Genomic DNA, 17,961 nt, shown 5'->3' with positions numbered 1-17,961 from the left:
TCTCCTCAGTCCTGGTCCATGGGCGTGAAGCGCGCCTGCATGGGACGTTGGCCGGGGAGCGTCAGCGTGACAACCGCGCGCATGCCGCGCGCGGCCAGGAAGTCGCCGGTGCCGGCCAGCACGTTATCGCCGGAGGGCGCGAGTGCCACGGTGGCCTGGCGCCCGCCCGCAAGGATCACGGCCTGCGCCGTGGCTCCCGTGGCCGGGATCGGCCGGTCGGCGCCGTCGAACAGGAACAGCCGCAGCGTGTTGCCGGCCGCCAGCAGTTCGGCATGGTTGGTGCCGATATCCACCTTCTGCCCGCCATTCGGGCCACGCCGCGGCTCATGCGCGCGCGCGGCGAAGGGGGCGCCCAAGGGGGCGAGGGTCAGGCTGGCGAGCAGTAGGCGGCGCCGGGGCATGTCGGGGGTCCTCATGGATCAATAGGCCTCGGCCACCTTCAGCTCCTGCTGCACGACGCGCAGGCGTTCGAGGGCGGGGCGACCGAAGCGATGGAACAGCAGCGGTGTCAGGAAGGTGTCGAGCAGCGTCGCGGTGATCAGTCCGCCGAAGATGGTCACGGCGACGGGGTGCAGGATCTCCTTGCCCGGCTCGCTCGCGCCGATCATCAGGGGGATGAGCGCAAAGCCGGCGGAAAGCGCGGTCATCAGCACCGGCGTCAGGCGTTCGAGGCTGCCGCGGATGACCAGCGCCAGCCCCCACCGCTCGCCTTCGAGCAGGGCGAGGTTCAGATAGTGGCTGACCTTCAGGATGCCGTTGCGCGTTGCGATGCCGGCCAGGGTGATGAAGCCGATCATCGACGCGACGGAGAGGGGCTGGCCGGCGATCCACAGCGCCGCGATGGCGCCCACCAGCGCCAGCGGCACATTGCCCATGATGATCAGCGCCAGTACCGCCGACTTGTAGCGGCTGTAGAGCACCATGAAGATCAGGGCCAAGGACACCAGCGAGAGCCCGGCGATGAGCCGTGCCGCCTCCTCCTGCGCCTGGAAGGTCCCCTCCAGCGTAAAGAAGTAGCCGGGGGGCAAGGTGGCCGCCTCCATCTCGGCGCGGATGCGCGCGACGATGGCGGCCATGTCGGTGCCATCGGTGTTGGCAAGCACGACGATGCGCCGCCGGCCATTCTCCCGCAGGATCTGGTTCGGGCCGTCGGTGTCGCGCAGTTCCGCGAGCAGCGACAGTGGTACGCGCCCGCCCGGCGTCTCGATCATCACGGCGGCAAGTCCGGCGCCGGTGCGGTCGGCATCGCCGAGGCGCAGCACAACGTCGAAGCGCCGCGCGCCGTCCACGACCTGGCTGACGACCTGGCCACCGGACAGGGATTGCAGCGCCTCGGCCACCGACGCAGCCGAGACGCCATACAGCGCCGCGCGTTCGTGATTCACCGCGACCTGAAGCTGCGGCACGCGCACCTGGCGTTCCACCTGCAGGTCGGTCAGGCCGGGGATAGCAGCCAGGCGTTGCTGCATGCCCTCGGCCAGGGTGCGGAGGGTATCCAGGTCGTCGCCGGTGATCTTGAGCGCGATCTCGGCGCGCACGCCGGACAGCATGTGGTCCAGCCGGTGCCCGATGGGCTGACCGACATTGGCGCTGCCGGGCAGCACGCTGAGGCGCGCGCGGATATCGGCCGAGATCACCTGCTTGCCGCGTTGGGATGCGTGGAGCGAGACGTCGATTTCCGAGGAATGCACCCCTTCGGCGTGTTCATCGAGTTCAGCACGGCCGGTGCGGCGGCCCACCGTGCGGACCTCCGGCACCTGCATGATCAGCAATTCCGCCTGCCGTCCCAGCCGGTTGGCTTCGGCCAGGCTGATACCTGGCTGGAATTGCAGGCTGATGGTCAGCGTGCCCTCGTTGAAGGGCGGCAGGAAGGAGCGCGGCAGGAAGGGCACGGTCGCTAGCGCGCCCGCAACGCCAACGCCCGCCAGCAGATAGACAAGACGCGCGCGGGCGAAAGCCCAGAGCAACGCGCGCTCGTTCCAGCGCTTGAGCACGCGCACCAGCGCGCTGTCGCCGTGGTCCATCCGCTTCATGCGTGGGAGCAGGTAGTAGCAGAGCACCGGCGTGACGGTGATGGAGACGATGAGGCTCGCCAGGATCGAGACGATATAGGCGACGCCGAGCGGCGCGAACAATCGGCCCTCGATGCCGGTCAGGGCGAACAGCGGCACGAAGACCAGGATCACGATCATCGTCGCATAGACGATGCCCGAGCGGACCTCCTGGCTCGCCTTGGCGACCACGATGATGGCGGGCTGCGGATCAGGCAGCGCGCGATTTTCCCGCAGGCGGCGGAAGACGTTCTCCACATCCACCACCGCGTCATCGACCAGCTCGCCGATGGCGATGGCCAGGCCACCCAGCGTCATGGTGTTGATCGACAGGCCGAGCAGCTGGAACACCACGACCGTGATGAGCACCGACAGCGGAATTGCGGTGAGCGAGATGAAGGTGGTCCGCCCGTTCAGGAGGAACAGGAACAGCACGACGGCCACCACCGCCACTGCCTCCAGCAGTACCTTCTCCACATTGCCGATCGAAGCCGCGATGAAATCGGCCTGGCGGAATTGCACGTTGTTGGCGGTGACGCCTGGCGGCATCGCGCGCTGCAACTCTGCAAGGGCCGCCTCGACCTGCCGCGTCAGTGCCACCGTGTCGGCCGCGGGCTGCTTCTGGATCGACAGGATTACGGCGGGCCGGCCCATGCTGCCGGCTTCGCCCCGCTTGAGGCGCGCGGCGTAATCCACCGTCGCGACCTGGCGCAGCGGGATCGGCTGGCCCGCCCGCACGGCCACGGGCGTATTGGCCAGATCGTCCAGCCGCGTGGTGCGTCCGATGTTGCGGATCAGGTACTCCCGCCCAGCCTGATCCACGTAGCCGCCCCCGGTGTTCCCGCCGAACTGCCGAAGGGCCGCCACCAACTGCGCCTCTGTCACGTCCAGTGCATGCATCCGCGCGACATCGGGCGTCACGCGATACTGCCGCACTTCGCCGCCGATCGGGATCACCTGAGATATGCCGGGAATGGTCAGCAGCCGCGGCCGCACCACCCAGTCTGCCAGCTCCCGCAACTCCATCGGGCTGGCGCGCCCATCGGTGGACATCGCCACCAGCATGATCTCCCCCATGATGGAGGAGATCGGCGCCATTTGTGGCGCGACATTCGCCGGCAGCTGCGCCCGCACCAGCGACAGGCGCTCCGCCACCTGCTGGCGGTTCACCCAGATGTCGGTGCCCCAGTCGAATTCGACGAACACGATCGACAGCCCGACGCCGGAGACGGAGCGCACGCGCGTCACACCCGGCATGCCGTTCATCGCGGTCTCGATCGGGTAGGAGACGAGGAGCTCCACCTCCTCGGGCGCCAGACCCTCGGCCTCGGTCATCAGGGTGATGACCGGCTTGTTGAGGTCGGGAAAGACATCCACTGGCAGGCGCTGCAGCGTGAAGGCGCCATAGACGACGAGGATCGCCGCCGCGATCAAGACGAAGATCCGGTTCCGCAGGCTGGCGGTGACGAGGATGTTGAACACGGCTAGCGGACCTGCGCGATCAGCCCGGCGCCGCTGGTCACTACCCGCGCCCCGCGCTCCAACCCGGCCGTGACCAGCACGCGCTGGCCGTCGAGAGGCTGGACCCGGACGGGCCGCGGCAGGAAGCGCTCGGCGCTCGGCATCTCATAGACCACCTGGCCGCCCTCGGGATTGCGCACCACGGCCTCGGCCGGCAGCACGATGCCCGCCATGCGGCGTGGCGTCTCCACCAGCACGGTCACGGGCTGCCCGACGGCCAGGCCGGGCGCGCCGCCCTCGATGCGGAAATGCAGGGGCAGACCCTGCTGGCGGAGCGTCATGCCGCGGCCCGCGAAGCCAAGCCTCAGCGCCTGGCCACCGGCCGTGATGCCGGATGCCGCCGAAACCTCCGCCACCGCGGCAGGGTCGAAGGCGATGGCCTCGACCCAGAGCCGGGCGGGATCGACAATTTCGAACAGCGGTTCCTGCGCCTGGATCACCTGGCCGGCGGCGACGCGCACCACGCTGATCAGGCCAGCGGAGGGGGCCACGATCGGCTCCCGCCCCATTACCGCCGGCAGGTTTGCGGCGCGGCGCTGACGCAGGCCTTCGAGGTCGGCGCGGGCATCGCTGATCTCGCGTGCCGCGACGGTGCCGGTCAGCGCGGTCAGCCGGCGAACCCGCGCCTCGCCGATCACGATGAGGGCGTCGAGCTCGGCGATGCTGGCGCGTACGCCGACACGATCCTGCGCGGCCATGATCGGCACAACGAAGCCGAGCACCTCGCCGCGCGCGACGCGCTGGCCCAGCGCCGGGAAGCCGCGTTCGGGTGGCTCGATGCGCCCCGCTTCGGAAGCCTGGACGCGGCCGGAGGCGTTGGGGTCCGCCACCACCTGTCCGGTGAGGTGGATGGTGACCGAGGCCGCGCCCAGATCTGCCGAGCCTGTGCGCAGGCCGAACAGGCGCTGGGAAGGCTTGGGCACGAAGATGCTGCCATCCGGCTGGCGGCGCGGTGCGTCCAGGGGCTGCGCCCAGGACATCGCGGGCAGGAGCAGGATCGCTGCCAGGGCCAGCACGGCCGGCGCAGCAGCCACACGCTCCGGGATTGGCACGCCGGACGGCAAGACGTGGGGGCGCGTGACGATTGCTGGCGGTTCGGCGACGACAAGCGGCGGCAATGGCCGTGGCGCGGCGGCGCGGCCGATGGCAACGCCGAACAGCAGCACCAGCAGCCCCGCCGCCCAGAGGTAGGGCTCGCGCAACGCCATCGAGAGCAACTCCGATGAAACGGGCGCTGCGGTCAGAGCCCCGGCAGCAGTAGGAACTTCAAGCGTCGCCGGCAGCAGGTCCATGTCCTCGCCAGCGGTAATGGTGAAGAGCAGGTTCCGTTGACCCGGTCGTTCCAGGGCGGCGTTGGCGAGGACGTAGGTCGCCTCACCGGCGCGCGTAGCCGTTCCGAGATCCTCGCCGTCGAGGGTGACCTGCACCGTGGCACCATCGATGGGCTCCGAGGTCGCGTGCCGGTCGAGGTAGAGCCAAAGCCGGCGGTCCGGACCCAAGACCGCCACGATCTCGAACAGCTCGGAATGCGCCTCGCCGCGCGGTGCGGCGGCCGCCGGCGGCGCGGGATCGTCGCCATGGGAATGGCCTTCATGGCTGAAGGCAGGGCGGAGGCCGGGCGCTGCCAGCAGCGCGACAAGCAGAAGAACTCGAATCAGCACCCGCAGGCCCCCTGTGTCCCAACCACCACCGCCTCAATCTGGCGGCACAGGACGTCGTGGGCGTTGCCCGATCATGACAAAACATTGCAGCGGAGGCGCCTAGCCCTGGGCGGGTACGAGCGCGCGGTCATCGCCGTATGCCTCGCCCACGACGTGCCGGTCCGCCTGCTCGACCCGCGCCGGGTGCGCCACTTCGCTCGCGCCCAAGGGCAGTTGGCCAAGGCCGACCGCCTCGACGCCCGCGCCATCGCCGCCTCCGCCACCCTCGCTCGCAAGGCCACGATCCTGCGCTCCATCCCTGGCGTCGGGCCGGTCCTCTGCGCCACCCTCTACATGGCGGCATCCGCCGCAGGACGCCTCAATACAGCCCTCGCCGCCTTCTGCGACCGCCTCCGCAACGCCGGCAGAAACCGAAGGTCGCCATCGTCGCCGTCATGCGAAAGCTCCTCGTCCTCGCCAACGCCCTCCTTCGCGACAACCGACCCTCAAAATCCGCCTGAAGCCAGGTCCGCCACAAGACAGTTGCTTGTGTCATCGCGGCTGCGCGGAAACCCCCCTGTCTGCGCCGAGCGGCTATCACAGACTCTCACCCAGTCGCGGCAAGGCCGGCATCTGGCTTCATTTGCAGGCGATCGAGGGCTGATCGGGCTGCACGGAAAGCCCGGTCGCATCTTCTGTCCCGCGCTCCGACCCGTTTGCGTCGGAACCCCGGCTTCGACGCATCGTTCCATACACTTCGACAAGGGAACGAAAGGAACAGCGGCATGCCAGCCTCGCGCAACCGCCTCGAGCAACTTGCCAGGCTCGGCTATGCCGCGCGCGGCGCCGTGAGCCTGGTCGTCGGCGGGCTTGCCCTGCTCGCGGCTTTCGGGAAGGGCGGCGAAGCCACCGGGTCGAAGGGGGCTCTCGAAGCCCTGATGGCACAGCCGCTCGGCGAGGTACTGCTGGCCGTCGTTGCGCTTGGCCTCTTCGGCTTCGCGCTGTGGCGCGCCCTCCAGGCCGTGCTCGACGCGGACGGGGAGGGCCGTTCGGCGAAGGCACTCACCGTTCGTGCGGGGCGAGCTCTGACCAGCGTCACCTATGTCAGCCTCGGCATCTTTGCCCTTGGCCTGATCTTCGCAACGGGGCGTGGTGGCGATGAAGAGCAGTCCGCGCAGGACTGGACCGGCTGGTTGCTGGGCCAGCCCTTCGGCCGTTGGTTGGTCGCCGCGGCGGGCCTCGCGATCATCGGCGCGGCGATGGGTATGGCGGTGAAGGCCTGGACCGCCTCGTTCCAACGCCACCTCGCCTGCGGTCCGGCCGCATCCTGGGTCATCCCGCTCGGCCGCGCCGGCTTCGCGGCGCGCGCTGTGGTGTTCCTGGTGGTGGGCGGCTTCCTGCTCGTCGCGGCCTGGCAGACGGATCCGAGCGAGGCACGCGGCCTGGGCGGCGCGCTTGAGGCGCTGCAGCAGCAGCCCTATGGCCGGGCGATGTTCGCGCTGGTCGCGCTCGGGCTCGCGGCGTTCGGCGCCTTCAACTTCGCCCAGGCCCGCTTCCGGCGGATCGCCACGCCCGAGGCCAGCGAGATCGCCGCGGCCGCCAGGGCCCGTACGACCTGACGCTCTGATCGGCCGGCCGGGTAGGACGGATTCGCAACGGGCCGAGCCCAGGGACGCCTGGGCGAAGGGTGCAGCGAGGTGCACGGCATTTCCTGGTTGCGCGGGTTGTCAGCGAAGTCCCGCTACGATCCGAAGACGTTGTAGCTCGCGCGCACCGGTCGGAGAATGAACCCGGTCTGGAGTGGCCAACCCGTTGCTCCAGGCTCCAGCGACGCCGAGCGCCTTCTCCGGCCAATCGCGCTGCTTCGAAGAAGGCCAATGCTCGCGCCTCAGAAGATGAGCGCGAAGAGGCCGATCACCACGAGCAGCCCGATCAGGAAGATGAGTCCTGCCGCGCCGCCCAGAAGCTTGAGAAGTCCGCTGATCATGTCGTCTTGCCTCGCGATGTTGTGGCACGGGCGCCGCCCGTGCCGGAGGTGACGGCGCGGGAGGCGAGGCTCGCCATCCCGCACCAGGATCATCAGCGCTGCAGGCGCACGCCCTCGCCCCAGCCCCGCTCGCGCCCATAATCGGCAACGCGACCGGCCTCGTAGCGCGGCAGCGCCTCGAGCTGCTCGCGGGTCAGCTCCATCCGCACGCGCTCGCCTTCCGCACCGAACCGGAGCTGCTCGATCGGCACGACCGCCTCGCGGGTGCCGAGGCCCAGGAAGCCGCCCCACTCGACCACGGCAGCCCGCACCTGGCCGTTCCCGTCGATCAGCAGGTTCTCGACCTCGCCGGCGTCGCGGCCATTGGTACCGACGACGTTGGTGCCGACCAGGTTCGAGACGCGGGACAGCGGCATGCCAGCCGCCTGCTGGGCGCCCCCCGACTGCGCCGGAGCCGGCGCCGAGGAGGTTCCGGTGGTCGCGTTGCGGCGATCCGTGTCACGTGCCGCGTTCTCGGCCGCGGCACGCTGCGGCTGCGCGGCGGGCTGCTGCGCGGCCTGCGCCTGGCGCTCGGTTCGGATCACCGGCTCACCGGTCCGCTCGAAGCGGACCTGCGGCTCGCCCTCGGCCTGCTGCACGCGGACGCGCGGCTGCGCCTGCTCCACCTGCACGCGCGGCTGCCCCTGCGTCGCCTGCACCTGCGGGTTGGCCTCGGACACCCGGACCTGCGGCTGCGCCTGCTCGACGCCGACCCGCGGCTCCGGCATCCGCACCGTGATCTGCGGCGGCGGCTGGCGGACGATGATCTCGGGCTGCGGCACGAGCACCGTGATCTCCGGCTCGGCCTGCTGCACGCTGACCTGCGGCGGCGGCTGCGTCACCTCCAACGTCGAGGAGGCCTGCACCTGCGATCCGGCGATGGGGTTTGCCTGGCCGGCCTGGGCGCCCTGGGCGCCCGGCAGGGCCGCCAGGACCCGCTCCACGGCGCTCCGGGCCCGCGGCGCCTCGATGGCATCACCCTGCAGCGCCTGCCGGGCCTCTGTCACGCGCTGGTCGAGGGTGCGGCTCTCCTCGCCCGTCCGCTGCGCCGCCGGCCGCTGCTGCAGCGCCTGGCCCAGCTGATCGATCGCCTGCCGCGCCTGCTGCACGACCTGCGGCTGGGCCTGCCCGCTGGCGTTGCCGAGCTGCTGGTGCGCCTGGCGAAGCCGCTGCTCCGCCTGCTGCATCGCGCCCTGCTGTCCTGTTGACTGCTGCGCCTGCTGTTGCCCGGCACCGGACTGCGGCGACTGCTGGGCCTGCGCGGCCGACCCAGCGACGATCGCGAAGGTGGCGGCCGCGGCGGTGGCCAGGAGGCTGGCCCGGATCGGGCGGATTTCGCGGCTGTTCATGTTGTTCCTCATGGGCGTGTTGTCCTTCTGCTGGAGCCATCGCGGGGCGACGCTGCGGCTGGCTGGTGGGGCGGACAGGGTTCGGTCGGCATCGGCCGGCCTGGCAACGGCTCGGCAGCGGCCATTCCCGTGCGGCGTCCGTCGTCCGCTCCAAGGGCGGGCGCCAGCGGCACCCACCCAGCCGGATGTGATCCAGCTTTCGATCAGTCGCTGTCGCGCGTCCGCTCACGCGAGATCGTGCCGCTCTGGCCGTCGATCCGCAGGCCGACCCGCTGCTTGGCATCGGCGGTGTAGGTGAAGCCATCACGCTCGATGTCCTCGACGTCGTAGTAGCCGCGCTCCTCGAGCATGTTCTTGATCTGGTCTTCGCCCAGGCGGTCCTCGTTCTGGACTCGCCCGGTGCTGGCATCCACGCGCAGGTTGTCGACCGTCTCGCCGTAGCGGCGGGCCTGCGAGATGCGGAACATCTGGCCATCGCGGCGAACGTCCTCGATCTCCGTATAGCCACGCTCCCGCAGCCGGCTCTTGAGCTGATCCTCGCTCATCGACGAGCTCATGGCGCCCATCTGGGCCTGCATGCCGCCGCGGGCATTGCCCGACTGGCTGGGGTTCGAGCCCTGCGCGCTGGCGAAGCCGTGGCCGCCGAGGAGAAGGGCCGCGGCGATCGCGGTGGTCGAAAGAATGTTCTTCATGGGGGTCTGCCTCCGTATCGCGGGGGTGTAGGCGTCGAAAGGTACGGCAGTGCCGTGCCCGGAAAGCATTCGGGAATGCGGCAAAAGCAGATGCGCATCCTCGTCACCAGGCGAGGTAAGAACAGAATTCCGATGCGGCCGTTCAGCAGCCTTCCTCCTGACGAATGAGATCGGATTCTCAGGCGTTTTTGTCCGTGATCCCGCGCCTGATGTTAAAATGCCACGACGCGATGTTCGGAAATCTGAACCGCTTCATCCTGCGGCCTTCATCGAGCGGACAGGCGCACCCAAGGCGTGGTTCCTGCGTTGCTGTGGATCACACCGATTGGTTTCAGACCTCATGCGCCTGCGACGGCCATCCCTGCCGGTTTCCCTCCGCGTGCCTCTGCTGGCGGCGGCTGCCGTATTCCTGTTCGTGACAGGCACCACGCAGATCGCGCTGCGTCTGGCCGGGAACAGGATGGACCTCGAGGCCGAGCGCCTTGGTCGGGTCTATCTCGATGGCCTCTCCGCGGCCGTGCTGCCCGCCATCCGCAACGGGGACCGGACGGCGCTGGACGAAGCGCTGGACCGTGCAACGGGATTCTACGAGGGCATCCGGGAACGCGGCCTCGTGGTGGGCACGCCGGATCGCCGGCAGATCTCGGCCTCGGGGGTCGGTCCCGAGCCGGACTGGGATGCTCCCTTCCTGCGCGGAAATCCGAATGAAGCGTGGGAGGTTTCGCCGGAACAGGAGGCCGTCTGGGTCCAGCGCCCCCTGAAGGATGGCGGTGAAGTCGTCGCCATCCTGGCCGCCAAGCTCGACGTCTCGGCCATCACCCGGCGTCGCCGGCAGCTTCGCGCCGCGATGCTGGCCTTCGGGCTGGCGGTCGGCGTGATGGGCGGCGCGCTTTCGGCACTGGCCGCGCGGCACGCGATGCGGCCGGTGCTCGGCGTCACCTCCGCGCTGGATCGCGCCGGGGCCGGCCGGATCGCGCCGATCCCGAACGCTGCCCTGCCGCCGCCGGGCACCGAGGCGGCGCGGCTGGCCACAGCCTTCAACGCCATGGTCGCCCATGTCGAGGAGCGGGAGCGTCTGATGCGGCGCCTGGCGGAGCGCGAGCGCGGGGCCGTCCTCGGGCGCCTGGCCGCGACCATCGCGCATGAGGTTCGCAACCCGCTCGCCGGCATGCTGACCGCCGTGGAATCAGCACATGCCGCCGGCGACGATCCGGCCGAACGCGCCGAGGCGCTGGAGATGATCGAGCGTGGTCTCCGGCAGATCGAGCGCGTCGTCTCCTCCACGCTCGCGCAGCATCGGGACAACGGACCGCCACGCCCCCTGCAGGTCGCGGACCTGGAGGATTTGCGGGTTCTGGTGGGGCCGGATGCGGCGCGGCACGCGGTTCGTCTGGACTGGACTGCCGCGCTGCCGGAAGCTTTTCCCGTGGACGCACCGCCGCTGCGCCAGGCGGTGCTCAATCTTCTGCTGAATGCCGTCGCCGCCACGCCGCCGGGCGGGCGCGTCGGGCTCGAGATGACGGTGGAGCCGGATGGCGTGCTGCTGCTGGCGGTGGAGGATGAGGGACCGGGCCTTCCGGAGGCCGCGCGACAACGCCTGGCCGGAGGGCCGGCCCACGACGAGGCGAGCCCGGGCCTCGGCCTGGAGGTGGTGGCGACCATCGCTCGCCGTCTGCGCGCCCGCATCGCGGTCGAACCCGGGCGCAAGGGCCTGGGCAACCGCGTTGCGCTGCGCGTGCCGCCGGCCGGCCTGCCGACAGATGCCGAGGCGGTGCCGGCATGACGCGGGACCTCGCCGGATCCACCGTGGTCATGATCGAGGACGACCCCGTCTTCGGCCAGGCTCTTGTCCAGCGCCTGCGCCTGGCCGGCGTGACGACACATTGGGCGCAGACCGCCGCGGCCGGGGAGGCGCTGCTGCGCCGCCACCGCCCGCACCTGGTCCTGTGCGACATTCGGCTGCCGGATGGCGACGGAGAGGCCCTGATGGTCCGTCTGATGCCGGAAATCGGTGGCGTACCGGTCGTCGTCATGACGGCCTTCGGCGGCCTGGATCAGGCCGTGCGGCTGCTGCGGGCCGGCGCGGATGACTACCTGGCCAAGCCGTTCCCGGTGCAGCGGGTGCTCGACAAGCTCCGCGCCTTCGCAAGCGAGGATGATGCAGGCGTGGATGCCGCGGACCTCGCTTCCGTGCTGGACCCGCCGGGATGGCGCTCCCCGCCCATGGTGACCTTCCAGGCGGAGTTGGAACGGGTCGCGCCGGTGGAGGCCCCGGTGCTGCTGACGGGCGAAAGCGGCGTCGGCAAGGGGGTCGCCGCGCGCCGGCTGCATGCCCTGTCCGGCACCCGTGCCGCGGCGCCCTTCGTGGTGGTCGACTGCGCCGCCCTGCCCGCCGAGACGGCCGCGGCGGAGGCAGCACTGTTCGGAGGCGACGACATGCCCGGCCTGGTGGAGTCCGCCGGCGCTGGAATCCTGTTCCTGGACGAGATCGGCGATCTTTCCGCTTCCTTGCAGGCGCGGCTGCTGCGGCTGATCGCGGAGCGCCGCTTCCTGCGGATCGGCGCATCCGCGCCGGTGGACACGCAGGCGCGCATCGTCGCCGCGACCAATGCCGACCTGCCGGCGCGCGTGGCCGCGGGCGCGTTCCGCGCGGATCTGTGGTTCCGGCTGTCCGGCATCACGCTCGCCCTGCCGCCACTCCGCGCCCGTCCCGACGACCTGCAGGATCTTGCACGGCACTTCCTGCGTCGCTTCGCCAAGACCGAGCGGACCTTTTCCGACGCTGGTATGGCGGCCATCCTGGCGCATCCCTGGCCTGGCAATGTGCGGGAGTTGCGCAACCGGGTGGAGCGGGCCGTCCTGTTGGCGGACGCCGTGGCTCTTGGTGCGTCAGACCTTTTCCCGGAACGCGCCACGCGGGCGGAACCGGCGCCTTCTCCTGCGGTGGATGCGCCGGGTGAGGTCGCCGAGACCGCGACGGAGACGGAGCCGCTCTCGCTGGCCGAGGCGCGTGATGCGGCGGAGCGGGCGCATATCCGGCGGGTGCTGGCACGCTGCGGCGGGCGGATCGGCGATGCGGCCGGCGCGCTGGGCGTCTCGCGCACGACGCTGTGGGACCGGATGCGTCGGCTCGGTGTCTCGGCTCGCTGACCTGGCGTGCCGCCGGGCCCGGTAGAGGTCCGCGGCACGTCCGGCACCCCGTGGCGCGCGTCCTGATCGGGGTTGCGGTGCTGGTGGCGATGCGTTTCTCGGACTACTACCAAGTCTCCCTGCTGCTGACTCATTTGTGGGTTCCCGAACACGGCAGGTTCCTGATTCAAGATGGCGAACGCTGGAGGTTCGCCATGACCATCTTGCTGCGGGGTGATTTTGACGCGGTAGCGCTGCACGCGGCGGCGCGGAAGGCGCAGACTGCCACGCAGGCCCGGCGCCTTCTGGCCCTGGCGGCGATCTACGACGGATCGACGCGGACGGAGGCGGCAAGGATTGGCGGTGTGACGCTGCAGATCGTCCGAGACTGGGTGCTGCGCTTTAATGCCGATAGCCCAGGGGGATTGATCGACGGCAAGGCGCCGGGAGCAATGCCGCGACTGACCGACGCGCATCGCAGTGCCGTGGCAGCGATGATCGAAAGCGGTCCAATGCCAGCGGCGCATGGCGTGGTACGCTGGCGTTTGGTCGACCTTTGCCAGTGGCTTTGGGAGGAGTTCCGGGTCTCGGTTTCCAAGCCGACGCTGAGCCGGGAGTTGCGTGCCCTGGGCTACCGCAAGCTATCTGCCCGCCCGCGCCACCATGCCCAGACTACGGGTGCGATCGAGAATTTTAAAAAAGTTTTGGATCCGTGCTGGAGGCGGTCGCGCGCGAGAAAAACACCGAGCCCGCCGCCATAGAGGTGTGGTTCGCCGACGAAGCCCGCGTTGGGCAGAAGAACAAGATCACCCGCCGTTGGGCGTTGCAGGGCACCCGGCCTGCCGCTCCAAAAGATCAGCGCAAGGCGTCGACCTACATCTTCGGTGCCGTCTGTCCCAAAGAGGGTAAGGGCGCCGCGCTGGTGCTGCCGCATTGCAACACGGCGGCGATGACCTTGCATCTCCGCGAGATCGCCGCTGCGGTGGCGCCGGGGGCACACGCAGTGCTGCTGCTCGACCAGGCGGGCTGGCATATGTCGGGCAAGCTGCCGATACCGCCGAACCTCACCTTGGTGCCGCTGCCGCCGAAGTGCCCCGAGCTCAACGTCATGGAAAACGTCTGGCAGTTCATCCGTGACAACTGGCTTTCCAACCGGATCTTCCCGTCGCACCAAGCCATCGTCGATCTCTGTTGCGACGCATGGAACAGGCTCGTCAATCAGCCCTGGCGCATCATGTCCATCGGGCTGCGCGACTGGGCAAATGGGTTTTGATCAACAAGACCTGGTATACAACATGGTTTCCGTCGTGGGCTCGGCGCTTCTCATCGTCCTCGCCCTGCAGCGCGGGGCGGCGACCCTATGGCTGCAGCACAAGGTCTCGCTCTGGCTGGGGCGCGTCTCCTTCAGTCTCTACCTGATCCACCTGCCGGTCATGACTGCCGTGCTGCACCTGCTGAACGGAAACCTGGCCGTACCGCTGATCGTGGCGCTCTCGCTTCCCCTGGCGCTCGGCGCGGCGGTCCGATGCATGCCGTGGCGGAGCAGCCGGCGCAACGCCTGGCGTGCCGACCCAAGCCCGCGAAGGCCACGGGATGATGTGCGGCAGCGCCGGCCACCACGCCATCGCAGGCCTGCCGCGCCTACCGGGCCGGCGGCAGCGCGTCGCCTGGCTGCGGCGGCCTGTCGTGGGGCGGGCCGAGCAGCGATGCCCACACCTCGGCATCCTGCGGCGCCAGCAAGCGAAGATCCGGGTTGGGCAAGCCGATCCCGGCCCGACGCAGCGCCTCGACGCTCGCGGCACGAACCGCCGAGGATGTCTCGCCGAAGGCGCGACGGCGCGAATCCGCCCAGAAGGTGACGTCGAGCACCATCTCCGCCGTGCCGAGTTCCGCAACGCGCACGGCAACAGGCTGGTCCGCCAGCACACCTTCCGCGCTTCGGGCCGCGGCCTCCAACACCGCGGTCGCCTGCCGCAGATCGTCGCCATAGCCGAGGGGTACGGACACGCTGCCCCGTCGCACCGGATCGGCGGTGTTGTTCACGATGCGGGAGGTGAAGACCTCCGCATTCGGCACCAGAACGACACGACCGTCATAGGCGCGGATGAGGGTCGCGCGCAGTTCGATCCGCTCCACGGTGCCCTCGGCATCGCCGACCTGGACCTGATCGCCGATCTTGAACGGTCGCAGCCACAACAACAGGATGCCGGAGACGAAGTTGGACAGGATGTCCCGCAGCGCGAAGCCCAGCGCGAGACCAGTGAGGCCCAGGCCTGTCACCACGGCCTCCGGCGAGAAGCCGAAGGCGTCGGCAGCAATTACCAGACCCAGGCCAATGACGGCGTAGTAGACCACCTGCTTGACCAGGCTCTCGACCGTCACGTCCTCGACAATGCGGCTGAACAGCGTGCGCAGGCCAAAGCGCAGCAGGCGCGCAATGGCCCAGAACGTGGCCACGACCAGCACGGCAGCCAGCGCGCGCGGCACGACGAAGATGGCGCTCTCGCCCAGGCGCGCCGCGGCCCCGATGATGCTCACCTGGATTTCCGTCAGGAAACGCGCACCTGCCGAGAGGCGCCTGGTCGCCGCCTGCGACAGCGCGGCGTCCACCGCCGCCGCCCAGCGCTCCGCGAGAATGCCCGGCGCCAGCCCAGCCGCCTCGGCATCGGATGGCAGCACGATGGCAACGGGTACGCCCGCAACCACTACGCTCAGCCCCTCCGGGTGCGGCCGCACCTCGGCGGGCCGGATCGTGGCGGGGTCCTGCAGAAGGCCGGCGAGCCGCGTCTCGATCCGCCGCGCCCGCACAGCGGCGCCGGGATCCTGACCTGCACCAACCCGAAACAGGGATCGGCCATCGAGACGAACGGTGGCGCGGCCGTCATCCTGTGCCAGGGCGACGTGGGCGGGTGCGAGGATCGAGGCAAACACCAGCAGGACGATCGTCATCGGCCCCGCGCGGATTCGTGATCTGATTGTTTTGACCATCAGGGCGCAACGACGCGCCACGTGCGCGGTTGCGGCATGCCCATGCGAAATCGATCGGACCGGCCAGAGGATGCGCCTGCAACCTGACGGAACACCTTCGCGCTGCTGAACAAGCCACATATCCATTGGACACTACGCCAACCGAATGGGGTCTCAGGTGAAGAACGCTGGACGGCGACCGCATCCAATTTCCGGCACGCGCTGTGACGACGCCCTGCGCGATCCAGCCGGGCGGCTGGCGCATGACACGGCATTCCCAACGGCGACGCTACGACCTGGCGCGAATTGCTGGAGGATCGAGCGTGCCAGCCGAGCCTCGGTGATCATCGACGCCGCCGACTACTTTCGTGCGGCACGCACCGCGATGCTTGCGGCTCACCATCGCATCATGCTGATCGGTTGGGATTTCAACGCCCGCATCGAACTCACGCCGGACGAGGATACCCACGACTCTCCTCGTCGCCTCGGAGACTTCATCCTGTGGCTGGTCCGCCGTCGTCCCGAGTTGGAGATCCATCTGCTCCGCTGGGATATCGGTGCGTTCAAGCTCGCCTTCCGGGGATCGACGATCCTGACGTTGTTGCGCTGGAAGGCACATCCTCGCATCACGGCAAGACTGGACAGCGTACATCCGCCAGGGGCCTCGCATCACCAGAAGATCGTCGTGATCGATGATTGCCTGGCCTTCTGCGGCGGCATCGACATGACGACCGACCGCTGGGACACGCGTGACCATCGAGACCAGGATCCGTATCGGAGGCGCCCGGGCGGGACGCCCTACAAACCCTGGCATGACGCGACAACTGCTGTCGAAGGGCCAATTGCAGCTGCAATTGGGGAACTGGCGCGATACCGTTGGCGCCTGGCCAGCGGAGACGATCTTGCGCCAGTCAGGGCACGGACAGATTGTTGGCCAACTGGCCTGCCAGCGCAATTCCGGGACATCGACATCGGCATCGCCCGGACATCTCCCAAAATGCCGGAGATCGAGGCGATTCACGAGATCGAGCAGCTGTATCTCGACCTGATCGCCAAAGCCCGGCGGTGCATCTACGCCGAGAGCCAGTACTTCGCGTCGCGTCGCATCGCGGAGGCCATTGCTCGGCGTCTGGCCGAGGCCGATGGGCCGGAGATTGTGCTCATCAACCCTCTCTCGGCTCAAGGCTGGTTGGAGCCGATCGCCATGGACACCGCACGGGCGCGGCTGCGGGAGGCGCTGCGCCATCATGATCCGCACCAGCGCTTTCGCATCTACCATCCGGTGACCATGGGCGGGCAGCCGATCTACGTTCATGCAAAGGTGCTGGTGATCGACGACCAAATTTTGCGGATCGGCTCCTCCAACATGAACAACCGCTCTCTGCGGCTGGACACGGAATGCGATGTCGTGATCGATGCGGGACAGCCCGGCAACTCCGGCGTCAGCGGAGCGATCCTGGACGTGCGTGATGGACTGCTCGCCGAACACCTGGACAAGAGTCGGCAAGAGATCTCTGAGCGGATTGCGGCAGGCGGCTCGCTCATCGCGACGATCGAAGCGTTGCGAGGTACCGGCCGAACGCTACGGCCCTACGAGACGCCAGATCTCACATCCGTCGAGAGGTGGCTTGCTGACAACGAGGTGCTCGACCCGGAAGGGTCTGAAGAGCTGTTTGAGCCGATGTCGGGGCGCGGCCTTTTGCATCGGCTGCACCATAAAGGTGCCAGATCGAAGGCGCCATTTTGGCAAGCCTAGACTCGTCCGTACGGGGTAGATTGCTGCGCCGAAACAGGTGCACCGCTTCAGCCTTGGTCGGCCTCAGCGACGCGCTTCACCTGAATCGGACGCTAAGCGCGCCCGCCTGCCGACCCAGGCATGCGACGTCGCACCGTCGCCACGCGCGGCGTGGATGTAGTGCAGCACGTAAGCGGAACGGGCGCAGAAATTCGACGCACCTGGCGAGACGCGTCTCACAGCCCCCAGAGAAGGTCGGAATGCGGTTGCCACCGCTGCGCCAGTCGGCCCCAAGCAAATCAACGGTTTCCGGCACGATCCACCAGATGGGGCCGTTGTTGTTTCTGGGCCTACCGGGCAGCCGATTGGGCACCAGTTGGGCAAGGCCGCGGTCATCACCCGGTGGCCGGCTGCACCGCCTGGCAACCCTCGTGGCCGTCCAGCCCGGCCGCCAACCCGCCGTCGCCATGCGCCCGAAAGTGACCACGGCCGCACCTTCGATCCTGCCCGTCCTGAGTTCCGCGCATGCGGCAGAGATCAGCACGTTGGCCGTGGGGTGCGCGGACCACGCCCTTGTCTGTCCAGTCGACATCGCGGCGCTTCAACGTGCTGGTCATCCCGGAGCACCGGCGTCCTGAGCCACCAAGGCTGATTCGGTCCCAACAGCGACGGCACGGGGCCCACCGGAATAGGCCAGTGGCCTAGTATTCAGACCACCTGGTGACCACGATATCCCATAAGGATCAGAAGGCTCGTAAGCGCGGCGACGAGGCCCGTCTTCCGGCGCGGTGGGTAGATGTGCTGGGTCGGTGCGGAGCAGGGAGCTTCGGGCCGGCATTATGGTCAACATC

11 protein-coding genes and 1 pseudogene are annotated in these 17,961 nt (G+C 69.1%); 6 read left to right on the top strand and 6 right to left on the bottom strand.

Features of this window, described 5'->3' with window-relative positions; genetic code table 11:
- Positions 1-5: 5 nt before the first annotated feature.
- The 3 genes from ACFHPP_RS24250 to ACFHPP_RS24240 are packed head-to-tail and all read right to left on the bottom strand — an operon-like array spanning position 6 to position 5,233.
- The gene (locus ACFHPP_RS24250; RefSeq protein ID WP_437165815.1) at positions 6-401 is read right to left on the bottom strand and encodes a hypothetical protein; all 396 of its coding nucleotides are present in this window, start codon (positions 399-401) and stop codon (positions 6-8) included.
- 18 nt (positions 402-419) lie between these two features.
- On the bottom strand, positions 420-3,533 hold the full coding sequence (locus ACFHPP_RS24245) for an efflux RND transporter permease subunit (RefSeq protein ID WP_437165814.1): 3,114 nt from the start codon (positions 3,531-3,533) through the stop codon (positions 420-422).
- 2 nt (positions 3,534-3,535) lie between these two features.
- Entirely contained in the window at positions 3,536-5,233 is a 1,698-nt protein-coding gene (locus tag ACFHPP_RS24240; protein WP_437165813.1) for an efflux RND transporter periplasmic adaptor subunit, read from the bottom strand.
- Between the two features lie 764 nt (positions 5,234-5,997).
- Here ACFHPP_RS24240 and ACFHPP_RS24235 point away from each other — a divergent pair.
- Positions 5,998-6,831, top strand: coding sequence for a DUF1206 domain-containing protein (locus ACFHPP_RS24235; protein ID WP_437165812.1), 834 nt, complete (start codon positions 5,998-6,000; stop codon positions 6,829-6,831).
- 460 nt (positions 6,832-7,291) lie between these two features.
- On the opposite strand, the gene ACFHPP_RS24230 is transcribed toward ACFHPP_RS24235, so the two are convergent.
- Positions 7,292-8,599 carry a PRC-barrel domain-containing protein gene (locus tag ACFHPP_RS24230; protein ID WP_437165811.1) on the bottom strand — a complete coding sequence of 436 codons (1,308 nt, stop codon included), beginning with the start codon at positions 8,597-8,599 and terminating at the stop codon, positions 7,292-7,294.
- Between the two features lie 191 nt (positions 8,600-8,790).
- On the bottom strand, positions 8,791-9,279 hold the full coding sequence (locus ACFHPP_RS24225; protein ID WP_437165810.1) for a hypothetical protein: 489 nt from the start codon (positions 9,277-9,279) through the stop codon (positions 8,791-8,793).
- Between the two features lie 340 nt (positions 9,280-9,619).
- Between ACFHPP_RS24225 and ACFHPP_RS24220 the strand changes: the two genes are divergently transcribed.
- From ACFHPP_RS24220 to ACFHPP_RS24205, 4 genes and pseudogenes are all read left to right on the top strand, one after another.
- A complete protein-coding gene (locus ACFHPP_RS24220; RefSeq protein WP_437165809.1) occupies positions 9,620-11,062 on the top strand; it encodes a sensor histidine kinase in 1,443 nt (480 codons plus the stop codon).
- A complete protein-coding gene (locus ACFHPP_RS24215) occupies positions 11,059-12,429 on the top strand; it encodes a sigma-54-dependent transcriptional regulator (RefSeq protein WP_437165808.1) in 1,371 nt (456 codons plus the stop codon). The genes ACFHPP_RS24220 and ACFHPP_RS24215 overlap by 4 nt, the downstream gene beginning before the upstream one ends.
- 194 nt (positions 12,430-12,623) lie before the next feature.
- Positions 12,624-13,681, top strand: a protein-coding gene (locus ACFHPP_RS24210; protein WP_437165840.1) for an IS630 family transposase whose coding sequence is annotated in 2 segments (ribosomal slippage) — positions 12,624-13,163 and positions 13,166-13,681 — 1,056 coding nt in all. Because the reading frame shifts where the segments join, the coding sequence is not laid out codon by codon here.
- A pseudogene (locus ACFHPP_RS24205) lies at positions 13,671-13,862 on the top strand (hypothetical protein); the annotation flags it as partial. The gene ACFHPP_RS24210 and the pseudogene ACFHPP_RS24205, both read left to right, overlap by 11 nt.
- A 187-nt stretch (positions 13,863-14,049) precedes the next feature.
- Here ACFHPP_RS24205 and ACFHPP_RS24200 read toward each other — a convergent pair.
- Entirely contained in the window at positions 14,050-15,357 is a 1,308-nt protein-coding gene (locus ACFHPP_RS24200; protein ID WP_437165807.1) for a mechanosensitive ion channel family protein, read from the bottom strand.
- A gap of 358 nt (positions 15,358-15,715) precedes the next feature.
- Between ACFHPP_RS24200 and ACFHPP_RS24195 the strand changes: the two genes are divergently transcribed.
- The gene (locus ACFHPP_RS24195; RefSeq protein WP_437165806.1) at positions 15,716-17,131 is read left to right on the top strand and encodes a phospholipase D-like domain-containing protein; all 1,416 of its coding nucleotides are present in this window, start codon (positions 15,716-15,718) and stop codon (positions 17,129-17,131) included.
- Positions 17,132-17,961 lie beyond the last annotated feature (830 nt).

It is taken from the genome of Falsiroseomonas sp. E2-1-a20 (assembly GCF_051433195.1).
Lineage (GTDB): Bacteria > Pseudomonadota > Alphaproteobacteria > Acetobacterales > Acetobacteraceae > Falsiroseomonas.
The sequence above is the reverse complement of the archived record's forward strand: the minus strand, read 5'-3'. Positions and strand labels throughout refer to the sequence as shown.